20 protein-coding genes are annotated in these 25903 nt (G+C 59.4%); 10 read left to right on the plus strand and 10 right to left on the minus strand.

The genetic code is table 11. The features are described from left to right. Nucleotides 1-12: 12 nt before the first annotated feature. From CCX46_RS16235 to CCX46_RS16250, 4 genes are all read left to right on the plus strand, one after another. Nucleotides 13-1593 (plus strand): arylsulfatase, encoded by a 1581-nt coding sequence (locus CCX46_RS16235; protein ID WP_127928037.1) that lies wholly within the window; start codon nucleotides 13-15, stop codon nucleotides 1591-1593. 186 nt (nucleotides 1594-1779) lie between these two features. Further along, nucleotides 1780-4284, plus strand: a complete 2505-nt coding sequence (locus tag CCX46_RS16240; RefSeq protein WP_127928039.1) for a fused MFS/spermidine synthase — start codon at nucleotides 1780-1782, stop codon at nucleotides 4282-4284. 101 nt (nucleotides 4285-4385) lie between these two features. After that, the gene (locus tag CCX46_RS16245) at nucleotides 4386-6014 is read left to right on the plus strand and encodes a J domain-containing protein (protein WP_127928042.1); all 1629 of its coding nucleotides are present in this window, start codon (nucleotides 4386-4388) and stop codon (nucleotides 6012-6014) included. Beyond that, complete coding sequence (locus tag CCX46_RS16250; RefSeq protein WP_127928044.1) at nucleotides 6011-7006, plus strand: DUF3829 domain-containing protein; 996 nt, start codon at nucleotides 6011-6013, stop codon at nucleotides 7004-7006. The genes CCX46_RS16245 and CCX46_RS16250 overlap by 4 nt, the downstream gene beginning before the upstream one ends. Before the next feature lie 48 nt (nucleotides 7007-7054). Here the strand turns inward: CCX46_RS16250 and CCX46_RS16255 are convergent, their stop codons facing one another. Continuing rightward, complete coding sequence (locus CCX46_RS16255; protein ID WP_007914409.1) at nucleotides 7055-7729, minus strand: DUF3313 domain-containing protein; 675 nt, start codon at nucleotides 7727-7729, stop codon at nucleotides 7055-7057. Between the two features lie 212 nt (nucleotides 7730-7941). Between CCX46_RS16255 and CCX46_RS16260 the strand changes: the two genes are divergently transcribed. Beyond that, complete coding sequence (locus CCX46_RS16260; protein WP_127928046.1) at nucleotides 7942-10296, plus strand: tetratricopeptide repeat protein; 2355 nt, start codon at nucleotides 7942-7944, stop codon at nucleotides 10294-10296. 345 nt (nucleotides 10297-10641) lie between these two features. Here the strand turns inward: CCX46_RS16260 and CCX46_RS16265 are convergent, their stop codons facing one another. From CCX46_RS16265 to CCX46_RS16275, 3 genes are all read right to left on the minus strand, one after another. After that, nucleotides 10642-11616: a hypothetical protein gene (locus CCX46_RS16265; RefSeq protein ID WP_127928048.1), complete on the minus strand. Its 975-nt coding sequence runs from the start codon at nucleotides 11614-11616 to the stop codon at nucleotides 10642-10644. Between the two features lie 220 nt (nucleotides 11617-11836). Beyond that, nucleotides 11837-12316, minus strand: a complete 480-nt coding sequence (locus CCX46_RS16270) for a DUF934 domain-containing protein (RefSeq protein WP_127928050.1) — start codon at nucleotides 12314-12316, stop codon at nucleotides 11837-11839. After that, nucleotides 12313-13986, minus strand: coding sequence for a nitrite/sulfite reductase (locus CCX46_RS16275; RefSeq protein WP_127928052.1), 1674 nt, complete (start codon nucleotides 13984-13986; stop codon nucleotides 12313-12315). Before CCX46_RS16275 ends, CCX46_RS16270 begins: the two co-directional genes overlap by 4 nt. A 337-nt stretch (nucleotides 13987-14323) precedes the next feature. On the opposite strand from CCX46_RS16275, the gene ccoN reads away from it, so the two are divergent. Continuing rightward, nucleotides 14324-15751, plus strand: a complete 1428-nt coding sequence (ccoN, locus tag CCX46_RS16285) for a cytochrome-c oxidase, cbb3-type subunit I (protein WP_127928054.1) — start codon at nucleotides 14324-14326, stop codon at nucleotides 15749-15751. Nucleotides 15752-15769: 18 nt separating this feature from the next. Beyond that, the gene (locus tag CCX46_RS16290; RefSeq protein WP_123375400.1) at nucleotides 15770-15988 is read left to right on the plus strand and encodes a cbb3-type cytochrome c oxidase subunit 3; all 219 of its coding nucleotides are present in this window, start codon (nucleotides 15770-15772) and stop codon (nucleotides 15986-15988) included. A 305-nt stretch (nucleotides 15989-16293) separates the two neighbouring features. Here CCX46_RS16290 and CCX46_RS16295 read toward each other — a convergent pair whose 3' ends face one another. Continuing rightward, the gene (locus tag CCX46_RS16295) at nucleotides 16294-16785 is read right to left on the minus strand and encodes a hypothetical protein (protein ID WP_127928056.1); all 492 of its coding nucleotides are present in this window, start codon (nucleotides 16783-16785) and stop codon (nucleotides 16294-16296) included. Between the two features lie 212 nt (nucleotides 16786-16997). Between CCX46_RS16295 and CCX46_RS16300 the strand changes: the two genes are divergently transcribed. Then, nucleotides 16998-17690, plus strand: a complete 693-nt coding sequence (locus CCX46_RS16300; protein WP_127928058.1) for an aspartate/glutamate racemase family protein — start codon at nucleotides 16998-17000, stop codon at nucleotides 17688-17690. Nucleotide 17691: 1 nt separating this feature from the next. Here the strand turns inward: CCX46_RS16300 and CCX46_RS16305 are convergent, their stop codons facing one another. Then, nucleotides 17692-18210, minus strand: coding sequence for a GNAT family N-acetyltransferase (locus CCX46_RS16305; RefSeq protein ID WP_127928060.1), 519 nt, complete (start codon nucleotides 18208-18210; stop codon nucleotides 17692-17694). Between the two features lie 265 nt (nucleotides 18211-18475). Here CCX46_RS16305 and CCX46_RS16310 point away from each other — a divergent pair, with 265 nt between their 5' ends. Beyond that, the gene (locus CCX46_RS16310) at nucleotides 18476-22141 is read left to right on the plus strand and encodes a hypothetical protein (RefSeq protein ID WP_127928062.1); all 3666 of its coding nucleotides are present in this window, start codon (nucleotides 18476-18478) and stop codon (nucleotides 22139-22141) included. 523 nt (nucleotides 22142-22664) lie between these two features. Next, the gene (locus CCX46_RS16315) at nucleotides 22665-23024 is read left to right on the plus strand and encodes a DUF6124 family protein (RefSeq protein WP_102900463.1); all 360 of its coding nucleotides are present in this window, start codon (nucleotides 22665-22667) and stop codon (nucleotides 23022-23024) included. A gap of 127 nt (nucleotides 23025-23151) precedes the next feature. Here the strand turns inward: CCX46_RS16315 and CCX46_RS16320 are convergent, their stop codons facing one another. From CCX46_RS16320 to CCX46_RS16340, 4 genes are all read right to left on the minus strand, one after another. Then, nucleotides 23152-23355 (minus strand): hypothetical protein, encoded by a 204-nt coding sequence (locus CCX46_RS16320; RefSeq protein ID WP_127928064.1) that lies wholly within the window; start codon nucleotides 23353-23355, stop codon nucleotides 23152-23154. Beyond that, a complete protein-coding gene (locus CCX46_RS16325) occupies nucleotides 23340-24320 on the minus strand; it encodes a LysR family transcriptional regulator (protein WP_127928066.1) in 981 nt (326 codons plus the stop codon). The genes CCX46_RS16320 and CCX46_RS16325 overlap by 16 nt, the downstream gene beginning before the upstream one ends. A gap of 156 nt (nucleotides 24321-24476) precedes the next feature. Then, a complete protein-coding gene (locus CCX46_RS16335) occupies nucleotides 24477-25424 on the minus strand; it encodes a peptidylprolyl isomerase (protein ID WP_127928068.1) in 948 nt (315 codons plus the stop codon). Beyond that, nucleotides 25421-25891, minus strand: coding sequence for a YbjN domain-containing protein (locus CCX46_RS16340; protein WP_127928070.1), 471 nt, complete (start codon nucleotides 25889-25891; stop codon nucleotides 25421-25423). The genes CCX46_RS16335 and CCX46_RS16340 overlap by 4 nt, the downstream gene beginning before the upstream one ends. Nucleotides 25892-25903 lie beyond the last annotated feature (12 nt).

Consider the following 25903-nt stretch of genomic DNA (forward strand, 5'->3'; position numbering starts at 1 on the left):
GGAGCAAGTCAGATGACTCGCATACGCAAATGGCTACCGAAACTCGCCCTCGTGGCGACTTCGGTCATGGCGCTGTCGGCTACGGCCACGGCGGCTGAAAAACCCAACATTCTGGTGATCTTCGGCGATGACATCGGCCAGACCAATATCAGCGCCTATTCGATGGGGGTGGTTGGCTACAAGACCCCGAACATCGACCGTATCGCCAAAGAAGGCATGATGTTCACCGATTACTATGCGGAGAACAGCTGTACGGCTGGACGATCCTCATTCATTACCGGGCAGACGCCGCTGCGTACTGGTTTGTCGAAAGTCGGCATTCCCGGTGCACCGGTGGGCCTGCAGAAACGAGACATCACCATTGCTCAGGCCCTCAAGTCGCAGGGTTATGCGACCGGCCAGTTCGGCAAGAATCACTTGGGCGACAAAGACGAATACCTGCCGACCAACCACGGTTTCGACGAATTCTTTGGCAACCTGTATCACCTCAATGCGGAAGAAGAACCTGAGCGTGCTTACTGGCCAAAAGATGACGCCGAGTTCGTCAAGGCTGTTTCTCCGCGTGGCGTGATCCATAGCTTCGCCGACGGCAAGATCGAAGACACCGGCGCGCTGACCACCAAGCGCATGGAAACCATCGACGACGAAACCACAGCTGCTGCGCAGGCGTTCATCGAGAAGCAGGCCAAGGCGGACAAACCGTTCTTCGTCTGGATGAACACCACGCGCATGCACTTGTTCACCCACGTGCGTGATTCAATGAAGGGGCAGAGCGGCATGCCCGGCAATGAATATGCGGACGGCATGCTCGAGCACGACGCCGACGTCGGCAAACTGCTGAAAACCCTTGATGACCTGAAAATCACCGACAACACCATCGTCGTCTACACCACCGACAACGGCCCGAACCAGTTCTCCTGGCCGGACGCGGCAACCACGCCGTTCCGCAACGAGAAGAACTCCAACTGGGAAGGTGCTTATCGCGTGCCGGCAATGGTTCGCTGGCCGGGCAAGATCAAACCGGGTGAAGTCACCAACGAGATGTTCTCGGGTCTGGACTGGTTCCCGACCTTGCTCGCAGCGGCTGGTGAAACCGATGTCGCCAACAAGTTGCTCAAAGGCTGGGCGCCGACCTCCGGCGGCACCAGCTTCAAGGTGCATCTGGACGGTTACAACCAATTGCCTTTCCTGACCGGCCAAAGCCCTAAGAGTGAGCGTAAAGAGTTCTACTATTTCAACGACGACGGCGTACTGGTGTCGATGCGCTACGGCAACTGGAAAGCGGTGTTCTGCGAACAACGCGCACCGGGTGGCTTCAAGGTCTGGAGCGAACCGTTCGTGTGCCTGCGGGTACCGAAAATCTTCAACCTGCGCATGGACCCGTACGAACGTGCTGACATCGTTTCCGATCAGTACTACGACTGGACGACCAAGAACGTTTATCTGACTGAAATGGCCGTGATGAAGTCGGCGGCGTTCCTGCAGACGTTCATCGAATATCCACCGAGCCAGAAACCGGCCAGCTTCAGCATCGACCAGATCCGTGCTGCAGTTGACGCCAAAATCGCTGAGAAAATGAAAGCTGCACAGTAGAACCGCTGGACCGCCGCCCGCCGTCATTGGCGGGCGGCCTTATTTTCGACTTGGGACCGTGTCGGCTTCTTCGCGAGCAGGCTCGCTCCCACAGGGATGTGTGGCGTACACAAGTCCAATGTGGGAGCGAGCCAGCTCGCGAAGGGGCCAGTACCGTCACCGTGACTCTTGAATTAAGGCCTTCGCATGTCCTCACGTATCGCCAGCAAGCCATCGGCCATACCCGCTTCGCAAACCACTTCCCAAGCCCTGCTCGTCCCTGCCCTGCTGCTGTGCATTTCCGGTGCCGCTGCGTTGGTCTATCAGGTGCTGTGGATCAAGCAACTGTCGCTGGTGGTCGGCGTCGAGGTCTACGCGATCACCACCGGCATCAGTGCGTTTTTCGCAGGCTTGGCTATCGGTGGCTGGCTGTTCGGGCGCTGGGCGGATCGCTTGCAACAACCGGTGTTGCTGTATGCCGGGCTGGAAGTGCTGGTGGCGATTCTCGGCGTCGGCGCGACCGTGGCCATGAGCCTGGCGGCCAGTCCGTTTGCCTGGCTGCAAGAGCATGTCGGCCTGCTCGCGTGGATATTGCCGTTCGCATTGGTAGGCCTGCCGGCGGTGTTGATGGGGGGCACCCTGCCGGTGCTGGTGCGTTCGCTCGCCGCCGATCCGGGCAAGGCTGGCGGTCAGTTGTATGCGGCCAACACCTTGGGGGCGATTGTCGGCACCCTGCTCGCCGCGTTCGTGTTGATTGCCAGCCTCGGCGTGCGGGGCAGCGCGTTGTTTGCGGCGATGCTCAATCTGCTGGCTGCTGTCGGCGCGCTGTGGTTTGCCCGTCAGCATCCGGCGCCTGCGATAACCGCAGTCAAACATCACAGTGAAAAAACGGCGGATCGCACCGCGCTGTGGCTGTACTCGATCGCTGGCGGCGTGGCGCTCGGTTATGAGGTGGTCTGGTCGCAATCGATCGTGCAGTTCATGAGCACCCGCACCTACGCGTTTGCCGTGGTGCTGGCGACCTATCTGACCGGGCTGTTTATCGGCAGCGCCCTGCTCGCCCGGCGGGTCGAGCGCATCCGTGATCCGTGGGGCGTGTTCGGCTTGCTGATTGCAGGCGCCGGCCTGATCGCGCTGCTGGAAATCGCCGTGCTCGGGCGCTGGCTGGTGATCGCGCAAAGTCAGGCGGAGATGTGGCTGTTGAGTCTGGGCGCCACTGAACTGGCCGGCATGAGCGCACGCTTTGCGGTGGCAGCATTGAGCATCGTATTTGTGCCGACGCTGTTGCTCGGTGCCGCGTTTCCACTGGCCTTGCGCCTGAGTGTCGGTCAAGAGCGTGTCGGCCGTGATGTCGGCGCCGTGGTGGCGTTCAACACCTTGGGCGGGATTGTCGGGGTGATGCTTTGCGGCTTTGTGCTAATCCCGCTATTGGGGCTGGTGCGCACCTTGGGCCTGCTGGCGATTATCGCCGCCGGCGTCGGCTACTTTGCCGTGCGCAAAGGTCATCACGCCAAAAAAGGCCGGCGTCACGCCGTGGTTGCTCTCGGTCTGGTCTCGGTTGCTTTTGCTGTGTTCATCCCGGTCGACAAACTCGCCAGCCTGTTGCCCGGCGCGCGCAACGGCACGCTCGCATTCTACGAAGAAGGTCGCGGCGGCACCGTGGCGGTGGTCGCTCAGGGGCGTGGCGAAAACACCTTCCACCGTTTGTATATTCAAGGCGTGTCGAACACCGGTGACGCCATGCCTTCACTGCGCTACATGCGCGTGCAAGCGTTGCTGCCACTGCTGATTCACAACGGCGAACCGCGCTCGACGCTGGTGATCGGCTTCGGCACCGGCATCACCGCCGGCGCCATGTTGCGCTATCCGCGGCTGGAGCAGCGGGTGGTCGCCGAACTGCTGCCGTCGGTGGTCAAAGCCGCGCCGCTGTTCAAAGGCAACTTCAATGCCGCCAGCGATCCCGCTGTGGATGTGCGTCTGCGCGACGGGCGCCAGGAACTGCTGCGCAGCGCGCAAACCTACGACCTGATCACCCTCGAACCGCCGCCGCCCTCTGCGGCCGGCGTGGTCAACCTGTATTCGCGGGACTTCTACCAGTTGGCGGCCAGTCGTCTGGAGGACAAAGGCATCGTCGCCCAGTGGCTGCCATTACCGACGCAGAACATCGACGACTCGCGTTCACTGGTGCGCAGTTTCCTTGATGTGTTCCCGTATGCCTCGCTGTGGACCAGCGAATTCCATGAGATGTTGCTGGTCGGTTCGCTGCAGCCAATGGAACTGGATGCCGCGAAAATCACCGCGCGTTTCCAGCAGGACAGCGTACGCAGCACCTTGCAGGATGTCGGCATCGGCTCAGCCGCTGCCCTGCTCTCGACCTGGGTCACCGACCGCGCCGGGCTTGAACGCTTTGCCGCCGATGCACCTGCGGTGACCGACGATCAACCGCGCATTGAGTACGCACCATGGGTGCGCAGCAAGGAAATCACGCGCGTGCTGCCAGCACTGTTGGACCTGTATCAGACGCCGCCGCTGGTGAATGCCGACGCCGGATTCAATGAACGCATGGAAAGCCATCGCCAGCGCTTGATGCAGTTCTATCGCGCCAGCCTGCATGCCTATGACGGCGACCGCGATGCCTGGGCGCGGGATATCGGCGAGGTGATGCGCGGCGATGGCGGCAACCCGTATTTCCGCTGGTTCGTCGGCAAATAAGTGACGGCTGAGGACTTTTCGACGCGAAACAGGTAGGGTGCGCAAAAATCAAAGTGCCATCACTGGGCCGCGTCGAAGGTTTTCATGGAGTTGTACACGCAATGAGTTGCTGGACCGTGCTTGGCCTTACGGCCGACGCCGATACGCGCAGTATCAAACGCCAATACGCTGCCCTGCTCAAACAGACCCGCCCGGACGAAGACGCTGAGGGCTTCCAGCGTCTGCGGGACGCCTATGAGCAAGCCCTGCATTACAAGGAATGGGCGCAGGCCAACGAAGACAACGAGGCTGATGACGACACCTGGGACCTGACCGGCCTGACCGTGGTCGAAGTCGATGCCTTGCAGCAGGCGACGCGCTCACTGCACGGCACCAGCCTTGCACAATTGCAACAGCGCCATGCCCTCGCCGTTGAACAGGGCTGCGCGCATATCCTCGAAGAGACCCTGCTGCAGCATTGCATCGAGAACCCGCAAACATCGGCGCCGATGGTCGATTGGGCAGTGCAGACCTATCACTGGTTCAGTGCCTGGCAACGCCTGGAACTGGACGAGGAATCCATTGAACATTTACTCGATCAGCAGCGGGAACGCATTACTCGACCGCTGCGTGATGCCCTCGATCGTGAGGACAGTGCGGCCTTTTTGCAGGCCTACGCACAGTGCGGCCAATACCTGTGGCTCGACGCTGAAGTGCACCGGCAGTGGTTCAACCTGTTCCTCAGTCGATTGCTGCTGGACAGCGAATACTGGTCCTCCGCTATTTTCGAACAGGTGTGCGCGGGCCAGGGCTGGCATTCCGGCCCGGCCAACCGTTGCCCGAAAGATGAATGGAAGCGTCTGGTCGCGCGCCATGAGGCACCGCTGTTTATCGCGCAGCAAAGGCAACTCGCCGAAGAGCCGCCCGCCACTGCCGAACACCGTGCCGCACGCCTGTTGCTCGGCACCGGCCCGTTCAGCCAGCGCCGCGCATTGGCCCGGCGCCTGCGTGAGAAAGATTGGGAGCATTGCCGACATTTGAGTTCGGCGCTGTATGCCAATCATCCGAAGGTCTGCGCAGAGTTGCCCGGTGGCACCGCGTTTTTCTGGCGCGACTGGGAACTGAAACGCGGCGAATGGCCGACCTACGTTGGCGTGGTGCTGGCTTGTCTGATCGGTGCGTTTACTCATTTTATCCCGCTGGAGCTGCGCGTCACCGGACTGATCAATATCGTCATGACCTCAACGATCGTGTTTGGCGTGATCGCTGCGGGCATCAACTGGCTGACTCACGAACCGGCGCACACCCATTGGCTGCTGGACGACCGCCTCAGCGCGCGGTTGTGGCCAGGGTTCGCCAAGGACGCTGCACCGTTCGGCATATTGCGTGACCTGATTCCATGCGCATTGATGATGGCCGGGCTCAGCTGGTTTTTCGGCCCCATCGCTGGCGGTGTCTATGCCACCACCCTGGCGAGCGTCGGTCTGATCCGTCGCCGTCAGGTCAAGCCACACACTTCCTGGGAAAAGACCAACCTGCCGGTGAAAATCGGCCTGACGCTACTCGGGGTTGTGGCCCTGGTGCTGGTGCTGGGCGTGTTCAAAGTGGCCGCCAGCCAAGGCACGGTCAATCGCAATCAGGGCCTGCAACCGTGGGCGGAGCGCTTGTGCAGTCGGCTGCCGGCAAGTTCTTTCGACTGTGGCGCGCCCGCCACCCGTGAACAGTGGTATCCGGCGGAGGCACGACCATGACCTCAAGACTCATGTTTGTCAGCGGCGTAGTGGTCGTTCTGGTGGTGATGGGGCTGTCGAGCGCGACCCGGCCGTTCCTGAAGCTCGATCTGTGGCTTGATCAGCGCGAATCCCCCGTGACCGCGCAGGCCAACGCGCTGAGCCCGGTCATCGCCTGCGTCAACCGCGTCGATGTGCACTGGCGCAACGCCTACGACAAAAACGAACATCAGCGGCCAACCAGTGATGCATACGGAAAGTATATTTCCGAGCCACAGGATTTCGATAACAGCGATGCGTTCACTGTGCGTGACATCCAGGAGGACACCTGCCTGCGGGATATCAACGAAAAGCTCGAGCTGCTGGCCTACCAGCCAGCGCTGTCGCAGAAAGTCCGTGACTACGCGCAAGCATTGAAGTGGGCATCGGTGATTTCTCCACCGACTCGACTCGATAAAAGTGCGAGCTTCTTTGTCGTCCCGTTCAACCAGACACCGCAGCTGCTTGCGCAAATTCAAACCGCCAGCAATGCCTATATCAGCGCATCGACTGCCTTGAGAGAAGAACTGCTGCCACTGGACGTCGCGCAGCGCCTCGCACAGCTCAAGCTTCTTGAAGCACGCGTAGGCAAGGAGATCCACTGGTCGCTGCTGGCGTACATGATTCAGGCCCGGGAGACACTGGAACTGCTGGAAGACGGGATAAAACACCGCACCCTGACCGCGCAAGCCGTGGCCGACACCAGCGCCGATCTGCAACAGGCGTGGAATCGCGGTGGGCCTTTTATCGGTCCGCGTGAGCCTGGTTTCCGTAACAAAGACGATGATGCGCGCGAGCTGTGGCGCCACATCCGTGAGCCTGCGCAGCACTATCTCGACGCGCTGAACACCCTGCACAAGGACTGGCAGGACCACGCTGAACCGCAGCGTTTGAGCGACGACTACTACGCCGTCACCCGAGGTTATGACGCCCTGCTCAGCCACTACAACCGTCAGGCACGCGCCAATTTCTGAGGAGTTGCACCGGCCGGAGAATCCTCGCGGACCTCCGGCCGAATGCGCTTATTTTGCTGCCTTGAGCTTCAGATACGACTGACGCATGTCCGAAGCCCAGCCATCGATCACCGGTTTGACGTCATTCGCCGTCATCGCCTGCGAGTCATTTTCCAGTGGCTTGCCGGTGCCTTTGCGCACTACTTGCGAGATAACCTTGTTGTTCGCGCCATCAAGGAACACCGCTTCGGTGGCCAGGGTGGTTTCCTGATCGCGGATACCGCTGGCCGTGCTTACAGCAGCGGCGACGAGGGCGATCGGAATCACCTCATAAGCGTGCAGGCCTTCGGTCTTGCTGCTCACGGCGGTGATCGCCGCACGCACCACAATCACGCCAGGGCCTGGGCCGGTGGCCAACGGCAGGTCTTTGCCGATCTCACGCTTGAGCGCCTGATCGTAGTAGGAAGTGATGCCATTGAGGGTCTGCTGGGAGATCTTCGCGGTCGGTTGCGGTTTCGGATAGAGCTGAGTCGGCTCGATGTACACACTGGTGAATTTCTTGATGTCGACCTTCGGATCGATCCAGCGCATGACCTCGGCACCGGACGGCGATTTGGCCTCCTTGAGCTGGCTGTAGTCTTTGAGGAAGCCGGAGTACTCTTTCGGGTCGACGGTTTTGCTGGAACAACCCACCACCGCGAGAGTGGCAAAACACAGAGTGCCCATCATCACTGCTAGCTTCATGCTGTAACTCCTGTCAGAAGGCCGAAAACTTTGCCTGGGGGAGTTACAGGTATAGCTAAAACCTCAGTAATTGCGATTGCAAAGCACAATATTCACGCAAGGCTGCGCGGCGCATCACAAGCGTCATTTGACAGACGCCGGTCATCCGGCAAAGCTGCACCGAGCTTGAACGCACGCCAGACGGCAAATGCACCTGGACTACGGAAGTCGCAATGCCCAAGCATAAAAATAAAACAGCACAACCTGACCCTGATTCGCCTCGATCTACACTCTCAAAATATCTGTTCCCGATCACCATTGGCGTGCTGCTGGCCGCCGTGGCAGGGATCGGCTGGTTTCTGTTCAGCCCTGCGCCCGCCCCCGTAAAACCTGCGCCAATAAGCGTGTCAGCAGCCGTAAAGCCGCAGCCCGTTGTGGCGAACAAACCGGCGACGATGGTCGATGAACAACAATGCCAGGGCTGCCACAGCGAACAGGTCAAGGACTGGCAAGGTTCACATCACCAGTTGGCGATGCAGCCGGCGAACGCTGAAACGATGCTCGGCGATTTCAATAACGTCACATTCAAAGCCGAAAGCGAGACCACACGATTCTCGCGCAAGGGCGATGAATTCTGGGTCAATACCCCTGGCATCAATGGCAAGAACGCCGACTTCAAAGTCGCCTACACCTTCGGCATCGCGCCGTTGCAGCAATACCTGATCGAGGTCGGCGAAGGTCGTTTGCAGGCGCTCGGCGTGGCGTGGGATACCGAGAAACATCGCTGGTTTCATCTCTATCCCGGCCAAGGCGTCAACTTCAAGAATCCGCTGCACTGGAGCAAGCCAAGCCAGAACGCCAACTTCATGTGCGTCGAGTGCCACACCACCGGTTTCAAGCGCAATTTCGATGCGGCCAGCAACACCTTCAACAGTCAGTGGAACAGCCTCGGCGTTGGTTGCCAGGCCTGCCATGGTCCAGCATCGAACCATCTGGAATGGACGCAGAAAAAAACCGATCTGATCCATCAGGGTTTTGACGTCGACCTCAAGGACAAGAACGCCACCGTCGAGATCGAAACCTGCGCCCGCTGCCACGCGCGCCGTGCGCCTTTGGGCGATGGCTACACCGTCGGCAAGCGCTTGATGGACGACTACCTGCCGAGCACCCTCACCCGCGAACTGTATGCGCTGGACGGCAAGATCAAGGATGAGGTGTTCGAACACGGCTCGTTCCTGCAAAGCAAAATGTTCGACAAGGGCGTGCGTTGCAGCAATTGCCACAACCCGCACAGCAGCGAACTGAAGGCACCGGGCAACGCGGTGTGCCTGCAATGCCACAACAATGCCGGCAAAACGTCAGTCGAAGGCGTTGATGGCAAAGGCCTGCAGGCGAAGAACTACGACTCCATCGAACACACCCGGCACACCCCGGGCCAGCCTGGTTCGCAATGCGTGGATTGTCACATGCCGGGCAAGTTCTACATGGGCAACGACTTCCGGCATGACCACAGTTTCAGCATCCCCAACCCGGAGCGAGCGCAGAAGCTCGGCACGCCGGACGCCTGCCTGACCTGTCACCAAAGCAAGGCTGGCGACAAGGTCACCGCGCAGTTCAAGTTGTGGAGCGCGTCCACCTCAGCGCAGGCACCGCGCTATGACGAAAGCCTGTGGCTGATCCGCAACGGTCAGCCGGGCGCCGCTGATGCGCTGGCCGAGCAGTTGCAACGCAGCAATTTGCCGGCGATTCAACGCGCGACGCTGCTCGCCGAGCTGCCGCTGTACCCGAGCGAACAGGCGTTGAAACTGGCCACGCAGGATCTGAAAAACCCGGCGCCGCAAGTACGCGAAAGTGCCGTGCGGGCGATCAGTGCATTCCTGCCGCCAGAGGAGCGTGCGCCGTTATTGTCGCCGTTGCTGGGCGATCCGGTGAAAGCCGTGCGCATCGTTGCTGCGCGGGATCTGTTGAGTGTTGCGCGCAATGGCGGTCTTGGCGCAGCGCAAGCCAATTGGAATGCGGCGATTGCCGAATATGAAGCGGTGCAGAAGAGCCTGCTGGAACGTGCCGAGGCCAATCTGAATCTGGCAATGCTGTATCAGGCCAGTGGCCGTGGTTCGGAAGTGGAAGGTCTGCTGCGCTCGGCACTCAAGCGCGACCCGGATTTCTACCCGGCGCTGGTGACGCTGGTGCAGTGGCTGGAGGCCAATGGCCGTGGCCAAGAGGCGCAGACACTGCTGGATGACAGCCTCAAGCAGCATCCGGACGCGGCGTTGTTGCAGCACACTCGAGGCTTGTCGCTAATCCGCGCTGGCAAGGCTGGCGACGCCATGTCACCACTTAAGAAAGCCGCGCAACTGGAGCCGCAGAACGCTCAATACGGTTATGTGCTGGCGGTGGCGCTGCATGAAAGTGGCAAGGTCGATGAGGCGTGTGCGGTGCTCGAAGGTTTGCTCAAGGCTCAACCGGCGAACCGCAATGCGCGGTTGTCGCTGATTCAGTGGTATCTCGACAGCGGGCAGGAGCCGAAGGCGCAGGTGCTGTTGCAGGGGTGGAAGAAGATGAATATGGGGGATCCGGCGCTTAAGTGATTGGCTGGAGATTGGCTTCCCTCACCCTAGCCCTCTCCCAGAGGTAGAGGGGACCGATTGGGGGATATTCGAGAGATACGCCGACTTGAGCGATTGGCGTTGAGTCCATAATCGACTCGGTCTTTCACGTCGGTGTCGCTCGCCAGACAACTCGGTCAGTCCCCTCTCCCACTGGGAGGGAACTGATTGGGGAATACTCAAGAAATTACACCGACGTGAACGATTGGCTTTGAATCCATAATCGACTCGGTTTTTCACGTCGGTGTCACTCGCCAGACAACTCGGTCAGTCCCCTCTCCCTCCGGGAGAGGGTTAGGGTGAGGGGCTTTTCAAGGTTCAACCGATTTACCAGGACGAAGTCTCACCACTACGCAACGCCATCTCGCGCCGGCTGTTGATGTGCATCGCCTTGATCAGCGACACCGTGCCCACCAGCAAAATCGCCGCACCCAACAGAAAGTCGATGTTGTACAGCTGAAAATCCTGCACCGGCCCGATCAGCAGCACCCGCACGATCGCAGCGCCCAACAGCGTGGCGAGGAAGTCGATCCCCGGCTCATTACGGTAAAACACCAGCAGCAACGGCAGACACAACACCAGCAGCAGCAACAAAACCACAACCTTGAACGAACCTTTGCGCTCGACGCTAAACGCACATTCGTGCGGGCCGTAAGCCTTGTAGTCGTCATCGCGGATCATCGAGTTGTTCTCGTTGATGTAGTCGACGCGGTTGTACTTCTGGATCGGTGTGAAGGTGTTGGACATCTCCATCAACGTGGTGATGTTCTTGAAGCGCAGGTCTACGCGCTCGCTGCCCTTGAGGTAATAGAGCACCGGTTTATAGCCGTAGCGATAGGTGTCGAAAGGGAATTCGGTGACCTGACCCTGCACGCCGATCGGGCGCGGTTCGAGTTCGGCGTAGGCGCTTTTGTTGGTGGCCGACAGGTTACGGCTCAGCGGTTGAACCTTGACCTGCTCAAGGAAGATCGGCGTGACGCCGTAGGACCACTGCAAGGGTTCCAGACGCAGGCGCAGTTCATTGCGACCCAGGTCGTAACGGTTGAAGGTGCGCTCCGAAACCACCAGGGAGCCGCTTAGCATGAACTCGCCGCGCAGGTTATTGGTCACGCGCAAGGTCAGTTGGTCCTTGCCCAGCAACGCCGCTTCCGTGGACGGTGGCGTGCCGCACCACGCGGTGCTTTCGCCGACACCGCCGAGCTGGCCGCTGCGGTTTTCCTTGAATACGTAAAAGTAACTGGCCCACAGCGTCACCATCAACAGCAACGCTGTGAGGCCGAGGATTTTTTTGCCCGGACTCACTGATCAGACTCCCTTCTTCGGTTCCATCGTCCAGCCGAAAACCCGCTGGCGACGGCGACTCTACCAAAAGGCCACCATCGACCCAAGGGAAAATGCCTGATTCGTCAGGTTTCTAGGGGTTTCCCCGGTGTACATCGAAGATCAAAACATCGCAGCCTGCGGCAGCTCCTACACGCGATCCACTGTAGGAGCTGCCGCAGGCTGCGATCTTTTTTAACCGTCAACGCCGACGGAAAAGCGGACGCGGCTCGATCACCGAACGCCCATACAACACGCTCATGCCGGCCAACCCCTTCAGCGCATCCTCGGCAGATTTGTCCTCGCGCACCGCAAAACTGTCGAACCCGCACTGGCGCATGTGGCTGAGCTGATCTCGCAACACGTCGCCAATCGCACGCAACTCCCCTGCCCAGCCGAAACGACTGCGCAGCAGATACGCTTGGCTGTAAGCGCGGCCGTCGCGAAAACTCGGGAAGTCCAGCGCGATCAGCGGCAACGATCGCAACCACGGCACCAGGCTTTCAACGTCATCGTCCGGGCCCAGCCACACGGCGTGGGTCGACGGCGATTCCAGCCAATGCCCCAGCGGCAGCATCAACAAACCATCAGGCCTTGGCGTCGATGGCTCACGCACCAACGTCCACGGATCGTCTGTCACTATCCGCGCTACGCCCTGCTCCAGCCGCAACAGATTATTCATGCCGTGGCCTCCAGCGTCTTCGGATAGACCCGCTCCTTGAATGGCTCCATCCCGATTCGCGCCACGGTGTCGACAAACAACTCTTCGTGCTCGCGATAGCGCACAAACGTGCCGATGATCCGCTCGATCACCTGCGGCACTTCGGCAGCGCTGAACGACGGGCCGATGACTTTGCCCAGCGCGCTGTGCTTGCCTTGGGCGCCGCCGAGGGTGATCTGATACCACTCGCTGCCGTTCTTATCGACGCCGAGGATGCCGATATTGCCGATGTGGTGGTGACCGCAGGCGTTCATGCAGCCGGAGATGTTCAAGCTGATATCGCCCAAATCATGTAGGTAATCGAGATTATCGAAACGTGCCTGAATCGCCTGGGCGATCGGGATCGATTTGGCGTTGGCCAGTGCACAGAAATCGCCGCCGGGGCAGGCAATGATGTCGGTGAGCAGGCCGACGTTGGCGCTGCCCAGATCGTGTTTGCACGCCAGTTGCCACAACGCAAAGAGGTCGGTTTTCGCCACGTCGGGCAGGACGACGTTCTGCTCATGGGCGATACGAATCTCGCCAAAACCGAAACGTTGCGACCAGTCGGCCACCGCCAGCATCTGCACACCGGTGACATCTCCCGGCGGCGACGCCATGCCCGGTTTGGTCGACAACACCACACTGGTGTAACCCGGCACTTTGTGCGGCTGCACGTTGCGCGCGACCCAACGTGCAAACGCCGGGCTTTCAGCCAGGCGTGTGCCGAAGTCCAGATCGGTGTCGGCCAGGATGTGATAAACCGGCGGCACGAAGGCACTGGCGACCCGTTGGTACTCGGCCTCGGTCAACTGCGCCGGGCCGTCCTTGAGGTGCTGCCATTCCTCTTCGACTTCCTTGGCAAACGCCTCGATGCCCAGCGCCTTGACCAGAATCTTGATCCGCGCCTTGTACTTGTTGTCGCGCCTGCCGTGGCGGTTGTACACCCGCAAAACGGCCTCAACGTAGGACAACAAATGCTGCCACGGCAAACCTTCGCGAATCTGCAAACCAAGAATCGGCGTGCGTCCCAGACCACCGCCGACGATCACTCGCAGCAACATCTGCCCGTCGCGACCGGGGTAAAGATACAGGCCGATGTCGTGCATCATGATCGCCGCGCGATCCTGCTTCGCCGAGCAAATGGCAATCTTGAATTTGCGCGGCAGAAACAGGAATTCCGGGTTGATCGTCGACCACTGCCGCAGAATCTCGGCCAGTGGACGCGGGTCGATCAACTCGTCCGCCGCGACCCCGGCGAACGCCTCGGTGGTGATGTTGCGCACACAGTTGCCGGAGGTCTGGATCGCATGCATATTGACCTGCGCCAGACGTTCGAGAATATCCGGCACGTCGCTCAGTTCGATCCAGTTGAACTGCATGTTCTGCCGCGTGGTGAAGTGGCCGTAACCGCGATCGTAGTCGCTGGCGATGCTCGCCAGCGTGCGCATCTGCTTGGCGTTCAACGTGCCGTAGGGAATCGCCACGCGCAGCATGTAGGCGTGCTTTTGCATGTACAGGCCGTTTTGCAGGCGCAGCGGCAAAAACTCCTCTTCGCTCAGTTCCCCGGCCATGAAGCGCTCGACCTGATCTCGAAACTGCGCAACGCGCTCGAACACCAGCGCCCGGTCGTAATCATCGTATTGATACATGCCTGCCACCTCATCAGTTATTCCTGTGGGCGAGCCTGCTCGCGAATGCGGTGTGTCAGGCAACTGCATTGTTGGCTGACACACCGCATTCGCGAGCAGGCTCGCTCCCACAGTTTTCTTCAGAGCACTATGACGAAGCAGCGCAGCACGTTACAGATTCACCTGAGGCGATAAAAACCATATCAGGGCGCGGCAGAACGCCGCAGTCAGCCCTTCAATCTGATCCGCATAAATGAAAGATTCCTGAGCCTGTTTTGTTTCTGGCGGGGTTTCTACAGTGCAGCTCATGCCAGACCGGGTGGCCTGGCAAGACTTTGCAACCGTGGATGAACTGACCATGAGCACAGCAACAATCGGACAGGCTTATAACTACAAGGTCGTCCGCCAATTCGTCATTGCCACAATTTTCTGGGGTGTGGTGGGCATGGCAATGGGCGTGTTTATCGCCTCGCAACTGGTCTGGCCAGAGATGAATCTGGACCTGCCGTGGACCACCTTCGGCCGCTTGCGCCCGCTGCACACCAGCCTGGTGATTTTTGGTTTCGCCGGCAGCGCGCAATTCGCCGCCAGTTACTACGCAGTGCAGCGGACCTGCCAGGTGCGGCTGTACTCGGACACCCTTGCCGCGTTCACTTTCTGGGGCTGGCAATCGGTGATCGTGATCATGTTGATCACCCTGCCAATGGGCTACACCACCACCAAGGAATACGCCGAGATCGAATTCTCCGGCGCGGTGTGGATGGCCGTCGTGTGGGTGGCCTACGCGGTGGTGTTTTTCACCACCGTGGTGCAACGCAAGACCAAACACATCTACGTCGGCAACTGGTTTTTCGGTGCGTTCATTCTGGTGATCGCCATGCTCCATGTGGTCAACCACCTGTCAATTCCGGTGGACTGGTTCAAATCCTATCCGGTGTATTCCGGGGCTACCGACGCCATGGTGCAGTGGTGGTATGGGCACAACGCGGTGGGCTTCTTCCTGACCACCGGGTTCCTTGGGATGATGTATTACTTCGTGCCGAAACAGGTCAATCGCCCGGTGTATTCCTATCGCTTGTCGATCGTGCATTTCTGGGCGCTGATCACCCTGTACATCTGGGCCGGCCCGCACCATTTGCACTACACCGCGCTGCCGGACTGGGCGCAGTCGCTGGGCATGGCCATGTCGCTGATCCTGCTGGCGCCGAGCTGGGGCGGAATGATCAACGGCATGATGACCTTGTCCGGCGCCTGGCATAAGTTGCGCACCGACCCGATTTTGCGCTTTCTGGTGTTGTCGCTGGCGTTCTACGGCATGTCGACGTTTGAGGGGCCAATGATGGCGATCAAAACCGTCAACGCCCTCTCCCACTACACCGACTGGACCATCGGCCACGTGCACGCCGGCGCCTTGGGCTGGGTGGCAATGATCACCTTCGGCGCGACCTATCACATGGTGCCGAAAGTCTTTGGCCGCGAGCAGATGTACAGCACGCCGCTGATCAACCTGCACTTCTGGCTGGCCACGATTGGCACGGTGTTGTACATCGCCTCGATGTGGGTCAACGGCATCACCCAAGGCCTGATGTGGCGGGCGATCAACGAGGACGGCACGCTGACCTATTCGTTTGTCGAGGCGCTGCAGGCCAGTCATCCGGGATTCATCGTGCGCTTTGCCGGCGGGGTGTTCTTCCTCACGGGGATGTTGCTGATGGCTTACAACGTGTGGCGTACGGTGCGGGTCGCCGACGTCGCACTGGCCCAACGTGAAGCGCAGATCGCCTGAGGCAGGGAGCCGCTCGTGATGGAGATTTTCTTTGATGTGTTGGGCGTGGTGTTCCTGTGGCTGGCGGTGGAGTACTGCTTGCGACGGGAGACGGCGGACAGTCTGGATGAAGCGAGCATGGTGCCGTTTGCCGATGACCCGGAGGTGGCGCGGCGGGTGGAGCTGGCTACCGGAAAAACCGTGAAAGCGGTGGCGCCGGAGGTGGCGAAGCCGGGGTGGGTCAATCTGGAGATGTGAGGTGTGTCAGGTGGGTTGCCCTCACCCTAGCCCTCTCCCGGAGGGAGAGGGAACTGACCGAGTCGTTTGTTCGGGTTACGCCGACCTGAAATATCAAGTTGAACTCAGGTTCTGAACAGCACTCGGTCTGCCCCCTTTCCCCCCCCTCGCCCCAGAGGGAGCGGGAACTGACCGAGCTGATTATTCGGGTTACACCGACCTGAAATATCCAAGGTGAATGCAATCTCAAAACCAATGAAGATCGGCTCCCTTTCCCCTCGCCCCCTTGGGGGAGAGGGCTGGGGTGAGGGGGTAAGCTCTTGATCTTAACCGCGTTCGCGAGGAATCAGACTCTGCAACTGCTGCGCCAGAAAGTTCGCATCAAACACAAACGTATCCGGATCCTTCAAACCATTGGTCTTGCGCCACTGCCACTCACCATTCGCCAATCCCACCAGCGAAATGCTGCCATAACGCGCCGCCGTCAGCCCCATCACCGCAAGCGAGATCTGCCCCGCACTGCCCATCACATCCGGCACAAACTCCACCGGTTTGCAGGCGATCACAATGCTCAGCTTCTCTGTCTTGAAGGTCGAGGTCTCCACCGGCGTGCTCGGCCCGAACGCGACATACGCCTCACGACTCACCTCCAGCAGATTCGGCGCCTGCACCGGTTCCAGCCATTGCTGAATATCACCGAACAACGCGGTAATCCGTGTAGCCCAAGCCGCCGATTGCGTCTCGAACAATTGTTTCTTGTGCGCTTCACTTTCGGCGTAATGACGGAGCATTTCGCCTAGTTGTTGTACATCGTCCATAGCGGTGTTCCTCGGAAAGGACCTGCAAAGGTCGATAGTGGCAGATACCAGCCCCGGCGTACGTTTAACCTGCACCCGCCCCGACAAAGCACCATGACACTTGCGTGAAAGATCAGCGGTACAGTCACTTGCTGCTGGTATCGAAGCATGAACAACAGGAAACTCCCGTCAGACCTGAACACTCGACACTGTCATTTGCCTGAGGACATCCAATGCGCACCATCGGCCTGATCGGCGGCATGAGCTGGGAATCCAGCGCCGAATACTATCGACTCATCAATCAGCAAGTCCGTGATCGTCTCGGCCCGTTGCGCTCGGCGCAATTGCTGATGCACAGCGTCGATTTCGGCCCCGTCGAACAGGCCCAGCACGCCGGGCGCTGGGACGATGCGGCGGCGATTCTGGTCGATGCTGCGCGCAGGCTGGAAGCCGGCGGCGCGGAATGTGTGGTGCTGTGTACCAACACCATGCACAAGGTCGCCGAGCAGATTCAGGCGGCGATCAGCATCCCGTTTTTGCACATTGCCGAACCGGCCGCTCAGGCTGCCCTGTCGATCGACGCACGCACGGTGGGATTGCTCGGTACGGCATTCACGATGGAGCAGGACTTTCTCAAGCAACGTTTGATTGCTCAGGGTTTGACGGTATTGGTGCCGGACGAAGCCGAGCGCAAGGACGTGCACCGGATCATCTACGACGAACTCTGCGTCGGCGTGATCAGCGATCAGTCGCGGCAAATCTATCAGCGGGTCATCGAATCCCTCACCGCGCGTGGCGCGCAGGCGATCATTCTCGGTTGCACCGAAATCGGCATGTTGGTCAAACCCGAACACAGCGCCCTGCCCCTGCTCGACACCACCGAACTGCATGCACAGTCGGCGGTGGCGTTCGCGCTGGGCGATTGAGTCAGGTTTTCGGGCGATTGCGCAAACGGGCCATGCTCAGGGTGTCCACCCACTGCCCGTCGCGTACAGCGTAATCGCGAAACAGGCCTTCGTCCTCGAAACCGAATTTGCGGTAGAGGCCGATGGCTGCCTCATTGTCGGCGTAAACCGAGAGTTCGACGCGGTGCAGATTCATCCAGTTGTCGGCGACGTCCAGCGCCGCCGCCAACAACTGCGACCCCACGCCTTTGCCCTGCCACGCCACGGCGACTGCCATACCGACACTGCCGGCATGACTGCGACGAATCCGCGAATAGTTTTCCAGCCCCAGGTGGCCGATGACCTGGCCCTGATGCAACGCGACCAGCTTCAACACCCGTTCATTTTCCGCCAGCAGCCGTTGGCGCCAGACGTCGACGGACTGAAACGGCATCTGCAACACCTGCCGGGTGACAGCCCGCTCGTTGTAGAGCGCAGTGACAGCCTCGAGGTGCGACTCGTTGAAACGTTCGATGTGAATGGCGGCGTTGTGATCGGGCATGGCGGATCCTTCCTGGATCGATGTGTGGCTGATCACTCTAAACCGCACGCCACCCGCCTGGCGAGAGCGAAAATGGTGGGAGCGAGCCTGCTCGCGAAAGCGATCTGTCATTCACCGTTTGCGTTATTTGACACAAACCTGCAACTCAGCCACTCCTCTACCGCCCGTCGGATTTTAGCTCGCACCTGTCAGATCTGACAGGTGCGCAAACTAACTTTTAGCCGTTCAATCACTCCGTCACTTTCCGCCACGGAGTCCCCCTCCCATGTCCGCCAAAGACCAGCCTGACAACGCCCCACTGATCCTCAATGAACTCAAGATCCCCGGCCGTACCGGGCCAGTGTCCGAAACGCCCAAGGTCTGGGGCATCAACCGCGCCGCGGCGCTGGACAATTTTCCGCGTCAGGGTCTGTTGTGCCAGGCCGGGCCTTGGGCGCCGATGAATCGCCTCGACAAACTGGTGATCTACAAGGACAAGACCCAGGAGATATTGCCAAAAACCGTTGATGAGAACGAAGTCGGCACCGAGCTGCAAATGTTCGTGGAGGCGCGGCATATCACCGAGGGCACATACACCTTGTCCTACAGCGTTACCCGCCTGGGCGGGACGGCCGAAAATTCGCTAGAGATGCAGGTGCTGGTCAAACTCACCCTCCCCGGCGGCCCTGATCACAGCGAGGGGCCGGGGCATCCGGAACTGGTGATGCGCATTCCCGAGGAGATTCTCAAGGACGGTGTCCACCAGGACAACATTGGCACTGGCATATCGATCGCCCTCGGAAAAGCGGACGGTTCGCCGCCTTATCCGTTCGCCGCCGCTGGCGATACGCCTCAATTCAGCTGGGGCGGGGTGTTCGTTTCTGGCCCTGCGCTGACCCAGGAACAGGCTGAAGGCAAGACGCCGGTTATCGTGACCATTCCAAAGAAAACCATTGTGGACGCCGGCGACTCTGGCGAGGCCGGGCTGGCCGTCGCCTTCGAAGTGTACGACCTGGTCGACAATCGCTCCGACGGCTGGAGTGTCGAGCAACGGGTCGTCGTGACGCTTGACGAAACCCGGCTAGGCGCGCCGTTGCTCAAGGAGGCACTGAACAACGTGCTGGACGTCGACAAACTGGGCGACGCCGACGGTACGGTTCAAGTTGTGGCCGTAAACCCTTCCCCCCCTCCAATCCCCCCTCGACCGATTGACTTCGAGGTCGGTGACACCATTTTTGTCCGAATCAAAGGCACCCCGAAAGAAGGTCCGCCGATCGACATTGAATTGCCGGCAAAGGTCTTGATCGGCGTGCCCAGCGTTCCCGAGATCACTGTGTCCAACGCCGTGCTGCGCCAACTGGCTCAGGCTCAGATCGCCCTCTCTTATCGCCTGGAAAAGGCCGACGGCAGCGCACCACGGAATGCCAAAACCCAGTTCATCAGCGCCATCGGCGAGATTCATCGGCTCGCCGCTCCCGTGGCACTGGAGGCCAAACAAGGCGCCATCGATCCGCTGGATCCGGACCTGAAACAGGTCACCATCGAATTCGCCTTCGACCCCGCCTTCGACGTCGGCCAAGCGATCAAGCTGTTCTGGCTCGGCACTCGCCCCGACCTGAGCACCTACCTGCCGAACCTGAACCTGCGGCCGATTACCCAAGGCGATATGGACGCCCAACTGCCGCTGCAGATCATCGTCGACAAGCAGCACCTGACACCGATCATTGGCGGCAAACTGGAGCTGTATTACCAGTTGCTGATCGATGACTCGGTGCTCGCCACCATGAGCAAACTCAACCAGACCCACGCCATCCGCGAATCGATCCACGCCGACATTCTGCAGATCGGCGAACCACGCAAAGAGTTGCCGGAGCCGACAGTTGACGGCGTGGTCAACGGCGCCCTGCCAGCCGATACCAGCAGCACCACGCTGACCGTGAACTACCTCAAGACGTTCAAGGACGACATCGTCACCCGTTTCTGGGAAGGCTCGATCACTGGCGTAAGCAGCGACTGGGTCAAACTGAGTACCATCACCGCCGGCCAGCCTGTGCCGTTCACCATCAAGGCCGAACTGATCAAGGGCAATGAAGGCGGGACAGTGAAGGCCTCGTACGAACTCAAACGCGCAGCGGGTGGGACGAGTTATTCGGATACGCTGGAGTTCAGTGTTGGGGTGAGAGTCGAGTTACCTGTTGCCACATTCCTCGAAGCAACCGGGGCACAAAGAGATCAATTGAACCCTAATGACGTTTACCCGAACGGCGCTACGCCGGTCATCCCAGCAGAAGCACTACTGAAAGAAGATGATGAAGTAATTGTCACCGTCGAAGGCAAAACCACCACGACTCATCCGCACAGAGTCTCACAGGCCGAAGCGGACAAGGAACTCACCTCGATCAAAATCCCGTATGCGCGGATCGAAGCGGAAGACGGTGGTGAAATTGTGCTGAGTTACACGGTTGGCCGGAACGCTGGGGGCACTGACGGACCATCGGACCCGACGGTTTACGATGTGCGTAAGTCAGTCGATACAGGCAGGCTGAAAGTCTTCGGAGCGCGCGTCAATCGAAGTGCCCACCGTCCGAACAGTAATACGCGTTTTTTAAAAGCTTTTGATGAATATACGGGTCTACCCGTCGCTGCGGAGTGGAAGTATCAGTCAGATAATCATTGGACAATCACAGATTCCTGGCGCGACACCTCTCCGCAAGAACCGCTTCAAGTTCGCACGTTAGACGATCATCTGACGCTTAACCCCGCAAATATCATCGGAAATGGCTGGCATTCGAATACGATAGGCGCCGTTGTCGCTCTGCGAGATGAGGGTAACGTGGTGGGGTGGGGTCACCGGGACTATGGAGCAAACATTCCCGGATTAATTATTCATTATAAAGATGTAGTTGAAGTAAGCTGCACTCATTACGCTTATGCGATCCGGCTTGGTAATGGATTAGTGCTTGTTTGGGGAAATCCAGCTTATGGCGGAGATATGGGCTCAATCAATCCAAGTGCCTTCACGCAGGTTGTCGGCAATAGCGTTGCGTTCGCCGCCTTGAAAAGTAATGGCAGTGTTGTCTCATGGGGTTATCAAGAGTTTGGCGGCCGACTCCCTAAGCCAATAAGTGAGCTGACCGATGTTGTCCAGTTAGTTCCCGGTTTTCGAAGTTTTGCTCTGCAGCGTTCCAACGGAAAACTGATGGCTTGGGGGGCGCCAGTAGCCGGTGACATTCCAGATAATATTGCAAATCTAACTGATGTAAAAACCCTTCTCGGTAACAATGGAGCTTTCGCAGCCTTACGAAATAATGGGCAGCTTGTTGCTTGGGGCGATGCATCTTCCGGTGGCCATGTACCGGATGATATTGCAGAAATGACTGACATTGTCGAGCTATGCGCACACACAAGTGGTGCTTTTGCAGCGAGGCGTGCCAATGGTCAAGCGGTAGCGTGGGGCCGTGCTTCGTCAGGCGGCAGCATTGACCCAGTGATCGGTGAGTTAAGAGATATTGTAGAAATCATCTCCACGGAACACCTATTCGTGGCCCTTAGAGCAAATGGTCAAATCTTGGCATGGGGTTCAGCGTACAACTCGCCATTACCACCCGAAATCGGAAAACTTGACGATATCGTTCAAGTTTGCTGTACACGCTATTCATTCGCAGCCTTACGTAAAAACGGGACTGTAGTTAAATGGGGTGCCTTAGGCGAGGGTGGCGATGACGACCAACTCACTCAAGTGCGCGCTATATACAGCAATATGGGCAGTTTCACGGCACTCACTGCTGACGGACGCGTGGTGACTTGGGGATCTAAAAGTAGTGGTGAGGACAGCAGCGCCGTCCAGCATCTCCTGCGGGGTCAGGTCTCCTATCTCGCCAGCCCAATCTCAAGAGGTTTGGCCCGGAAGGCTCTAGGCTTAAGAGAGGCTGATGGGGAAAGCAGTCATTAATATTGAAGGGAGTTCGGCAAGCTAAACAGCGGTGTTTGAGTGTAGAGCGCCGCTTGCCTTTCTCTGTTAGTGCACTTGTGTGCCCGCTCATTGCATACGTTAACCGTGGGGGATTTACGGGGACAGACTAAGTTTCCCCCAGATCTTCGCCCGACTTTTCGTCCTTTAAACGTGAGTGTTTAAAAGACACCTCAAGACACGCCTTCGAGGCTACAAACCCTTGCGCCGTTACCTACAGTCAAGCCAGAATCCGCCGGCTTGTGCGCCTTGGGGTCGGGTTCTATTGTGGTGCGGTCGCTGACGAATCAGCGATCGGGTTTCGCAGCCCGGACCAATCAAGGCGCACAGCGCTCCCAATCGTTGCTATCACGATTTATGCAACGGTGCTTCATGGCGGCTGTGCGCGGGATACCTTCGGGTATGCCGGGTTCCTTGATTCCCGGTCTGCGAACCTGCGTACAGCTGCCACCTCTCTTCGTTTCGCAGCGAAATGTGGCGGCTCCAACAATCAAGGAGCTTCACCATGATCAAACCAACACCCAACCCTCCCGAAACCGACCCCACCTCCCCCTACGAATCCCTCGATTCGAAAAAACTCCACGAAGCCGCCGACCGCGCCCTCGATCACTACCTCTGCCCACCCGGCTCCACGCCACCGCCCCGTAAAACCCGCAGGATGTACGCCGTCACCGCCGACTTCAAAAACGAGGAACTGCTAGCCGATGCCAGCGAAACACTCGCCTCCGCCAGAACCATCGCCCATGACTTCGCCCACCTCATACCCGCGTCGCAGCGCAGGACGCTACTGGGGATCGCGCAACTGATCATGCTGGGCGAACTGGCGGTGAATCGGGTGATGGATAATCTGGAGTTGCCGCAGTAGCGCCTCCTCCCGATGATCGTTCCCACGGCTGCGCTTGCACCGCCGAATGTGTGGAAACGGGCTTGCTCGCGAAGGCTGAATGACAGGCGCAGCCAATCTTCAGACAAACGAAACCCGCCGTTCCGACTCATCGGGGCGGCGGGTTTTGTTTTTGTGTCGAGTTTGTCGATGCGGCGGCTGTCAGGCTGGCATCGCTGGCATCGCTGGCATCGCTGGCATCGCTGGCAAACCAGCTTCCACAGGGTTCGCGGTGTGCCCACATCTCATCAGTGATGATAGTCATCCCCAGCAGGCTGGTTTCCAGGGGAATCTCGTTCAGGACTGAAACCATTCGTGGCGTTCGTTGAAGGTGTGGTGGATGAGGTCGGTCAGGGTTTGGACTTCGCTGATATTTTGTGAGTCCGCGTTGACCGCCAGCCACGCCTGCAATTGCATGGGTTCGGCGAATAATCCGGGCAGTGCGATCAGTCCCCGATCAAAGCGGCTCATATACGCCGGCAACAACCCGATGCACGCGCTGCAACGAATCATCTCCAGCATCAACTCATAAGACTGCATCTGCACCACCCCGGCCAGGCGCTGTTCAACCAGTTCATTCCACGGACGAAAGCTGTCGATCTGCCGATCATGTTGCCATTGCACGAGCATGAAGTCGGCGAGGTCATCAGGCGTGTCCGGGCGGGCGGTGACGCGGGAGTAGCGTTTGGCGATGTGTGGCAGGTAGTCGAGGCGCGCCAGCGCTTGCGGTTCGCTGGTGGCGAAGGTCGGGCCGGGGTGCGGGGTTTCGCCGTGGGCGAGCCAGAGGACGATGTCGGCGCTGACGGCGCGCAGGGACAGTTCGCTGTCCAGCGCGATGATTTCCAGGCGTACGCTGGCGTTGCGGCGCAGCAGTGCGATGAGGTCGCGGCCGAGGATGTCGTGGAGGATCGATTCGGCGACGGCGAGGCGAATCAATGGTTGTTCGATCACCGGGAGTTTGCGTTCGTTGGCCAGCGCCACGAGTTTGGCCTGCAGTTGCTGGCCTTCGCGGGTCAGGCTCAGGGCGCTGCCCTGGAAGCTGAACAGCGTGTGTTGCAGTTCATGCTCAAGCTGCGCGAGTTGTTTGCGCAGCAAGGTCGAGCGCACGTTGAGGCTGCGTGCGGCTTGCATGAAACAGCCGCAGCGGGCGCTGACCAGGAAGTATTGGGCGACGTCGGCGTCGATGGTCGCGGCGTGTGCGAGCCACGGTTCGCTGTTGTCGTGTGGCCAGTGGTAATCGGGGTTGCCCTGTCGTCCTGCGGGTTCGGTGAATGACATCGATGACTCCCTGTCGATCTTTGTATTTGTCTTACGCAGCTCCCTGTAGGAGTGAGCCTGCTCGCGATAGCGTCCGGTCAGTTGACATTGACTAACCTGACCCACCGCTATCGCGAGCAGGCTCACTCCTACAGGGGGTTTGTGGTGTAGGTGAAATCAGTGTTTTTCCTCTAGGACTTTGTTGAGTTCAGCGCCGTCGATGCTCAGTGTTGCGGTGTTGAGCATGCCGTCCAGATAGGCTTGGGCGATTTGCTCCTGGCGTTGCGCACGCAAGGCCAGGGTCAGTTGATCGCGCAGTTCATCGAGGGTTGCGGTACGGGCGGGTTGTTGCTCGGTGAGCTTGATCACATGGAACCCGGCGGCACTTTGGACGGGATCAGAGACTGCGCCAACCTTGAGCCGCGCCACGGCGCTTCGCACTTCCGGCACCAATTGCTGCAACGGTTGCAGACCGCTATCGCCGCCGCGTTCAGCGGTGACGCGATCCTGCGAATATTGAGTCGCCAGCGCGGCAAATTCCGCAGGCGTCGCCTGGGCTTTTTTGCTCAGGTCAAGCGCCTGCTTGCGCACCGATTCAAGATTCTGCGGATCATTGACGCCGAGGAAAATCTGACTGACCCGATACAACGCCGGGGTCTGCCAGCTTGCCTTGCCCGCGTCATAAGCCTGCTGCAATTCAGCCGCACTCGGATAATCCGCCGGCACCTGGCTGACCGAACGCAAGTAATCACGGAACACAATCTGCTCAGTCGCCGCCCGGGTCTGCCGCGCAACCTCCGGACGCTGCGCCCAACCCTGCGCATCGGCCTGCTCCAGCACCGCTTTCTCGGCCAGACGCGTGCGAATCCAGCGTTCCAGCGCTTCCCGATTACCACGCAATTGTTCGCGGGTCTCTGGCGGGACTGTCGCCAGCAACGCCTGAAGTTCCGCAGGGGTTACTTGCTGATTGCCCAAGCGCGCCACCGCCGGCCCCGTTGCAACCGTCGCCAGCGGTGACGATTGCTGGGCGGCGACCGGGTCACTGCCCGGCCGCACCACCAGCGCCACGGCTACCACCAACAGCGCCACCGCAGCGGCGCTGATCACCATGGCAGGCTTTTTCACAGCGCGACTTCCTCTTGCTCGGCAACGGCGACTTTGGCGGTCTGCGCGGTGCCGTTCTGGGTGAAGTCACGCAGATAAACGATGAACTCCTGCAGCAGGCGATCCCACAATTCGAGGTTGCCGCGCAGGTGATCGTTGCTCACACCTGCCGCCACCACCACATCCATTTCCATCACCAGAAACTCGCCCTGCAACGACAACCGGGCAAAACGACGGCTGGCGTTCCACTGCTCGGCCACACCCTGTGGCAACTCACCCTGCACGCGCAGCGCACAGCTGAAAGTGAAATCGACGTAGCTGCCCTGCTCCACCGCCGGGTTGCCAAAACGCACGGCGTAGCCGATGCCCTGGCTAGCGCTGAGCAACTGGACGATGCCGTTCTGTTCAGTTTCGTTGACGCGATAACCCGCAGCTTGCAGGACTTCGGTCAGAGATTTTGGCGATACGTGGCTGATCAATTGAGTCATTACTTCTTCCTT

The sequence above is a fragment of the Pseudomonas sp. RU47 genome, assembly GCF_004011755.1.
In the GTDB taxonomy this organism is placed as follows: Bacteria; Pseudomonadota; Gammaproteobacteria; order Pseudomonadales; family Pseudomonadaceae; genus Aquipseudomonas.

Excerpts from the sequence above, each read along its gene's own strand:
- CCX46_RS16235 (WP_127928037.1), top strand. The coding sequence starts at position 13 with ATGACTCGCATACGCAAATGGCTACCGAAACTCGCCCTCGTGGCGACT.
- CCX46_RS16240 (WP_127928039.1), top strand. The coding sequence starts at position 1,780 with ATGTCCTCACGTATCGCCAGCAAGCCATCGGCCATACCCGCTTCGCAA.
- CCX46_RS16245 (WP_127928042.1), top strand. The coding sequence starts at position 4,386 with ATGAGTTGCTGGACCGTGCTTGGCCTTACGGCCGACGCCGATACGCGC.
- CCX46_RS16250 (WP_127928044.1), top strand. The coding sequence starts at position 6,011 with ATGACCTCAAGACTCATGTTTGTCAGCGGCGTAGTGGTCGTTCTGGTG.
- CCX46_RS16255 (WP_007914409.1), bottom strand. The coding sequence starts at position 7,729 with ATGAAGCTAGCAGTGATGATGGGCACTCTGTGTTTTGCCACTCTCGCG.
- CCX46_RS16260 (WP_127928046.1), top strand. The coding sequence starts at position 7,942 with ATGCCCAAGCATAAAAATAAAACAGCACAACCTGACCCTGATTCGCCT.
- CCX46_RS16270 (WP_127928050.1), bottom strand. The coding sequence starts at position 12,316 with ATGAATAATCTGTTGCGGCTGGAGCAGGGCGTAGCGCGGATAGTGACA.
- CCX46_RS16275 (WP_127928052.1), bottom strand. The coding sequence starts at position 13,986 with ATGTATCAATACGATGATTACGACCGGGCGCTGGTGTTCGAGCGCGTT.
- ccoN (WP_127928054.1), top strand. The coding sequence starts at position 14,324 with ATGAGCACAGCAACAATCGGACAGGCTTATAACTACAAGGTCGTCCGC.
- CCX46_RS16290 (WP_123375400.1), top strand. The coding sequence starts at position 15,770 with ATGGAGATTTTCTTTGATGTGTTGGGCGTGGTGTTCCTGTGGCTGGCG.
- CCX46_RS16295 (WP_127928056.1), bottom strand. The coding sequence starts at position 16,785 with ATGGACGATGTACAACAACTAGGCGAAATGCTCCGTCATTACGCCGAA.
- CCX46_RS16300 (WP_127928058.1), top strand. The coding sequence starts at position 16,998 with ATGCGCACCATCGGCCTGATCGGCGGCATGAGCTGGGAATCCAGCGCC.
- CCX46_RS16305 (WP_127928060.1), bottom strand. The coding sequence starts at position 18,210 with ATGCCCGATCACAACGCCGCCATTCACATCGAACGTTTCAACGAGTCG.
- CCX46_RS16310 (WP_127928062.1), top strand. The coding sequence starts at position 18,476 with ATGTCCGCCAAAGACCAGCCTGACAACGCCCCACTGATCCTCAATGAA.
- CCX46_RS16315 (WP_102900463.1), top strand. The coding sequence starts at position 22,665 with ATGATCAAACCAACACCCAACCCTCCCGAAACCGACCCCACCTCCCCC.
- CCX46_RS16320 (WP_127928064.1), bottom strand. The coding sequence starts at position 23,355 with ATGGTTTCAGTCCTGAACGAGATTCCCCTGGAAACCAGCCTGCTGGGG.
- CCX46_RS16325 (WP_127928066.1), bottom strand. The coding sequence starts at position 24,320 with ATGTCATTCACCGAACCCGCAGGACGACAGGGCAACCCCGATTACCAC.
- CCX46_RS16340 (WP_127928070.1), bottom strand. The coding sequence starts at position 25,891 with ATGACTCAATTGATCAGCCACGTATCGCCAAAATCTCTGACCGAAGTC.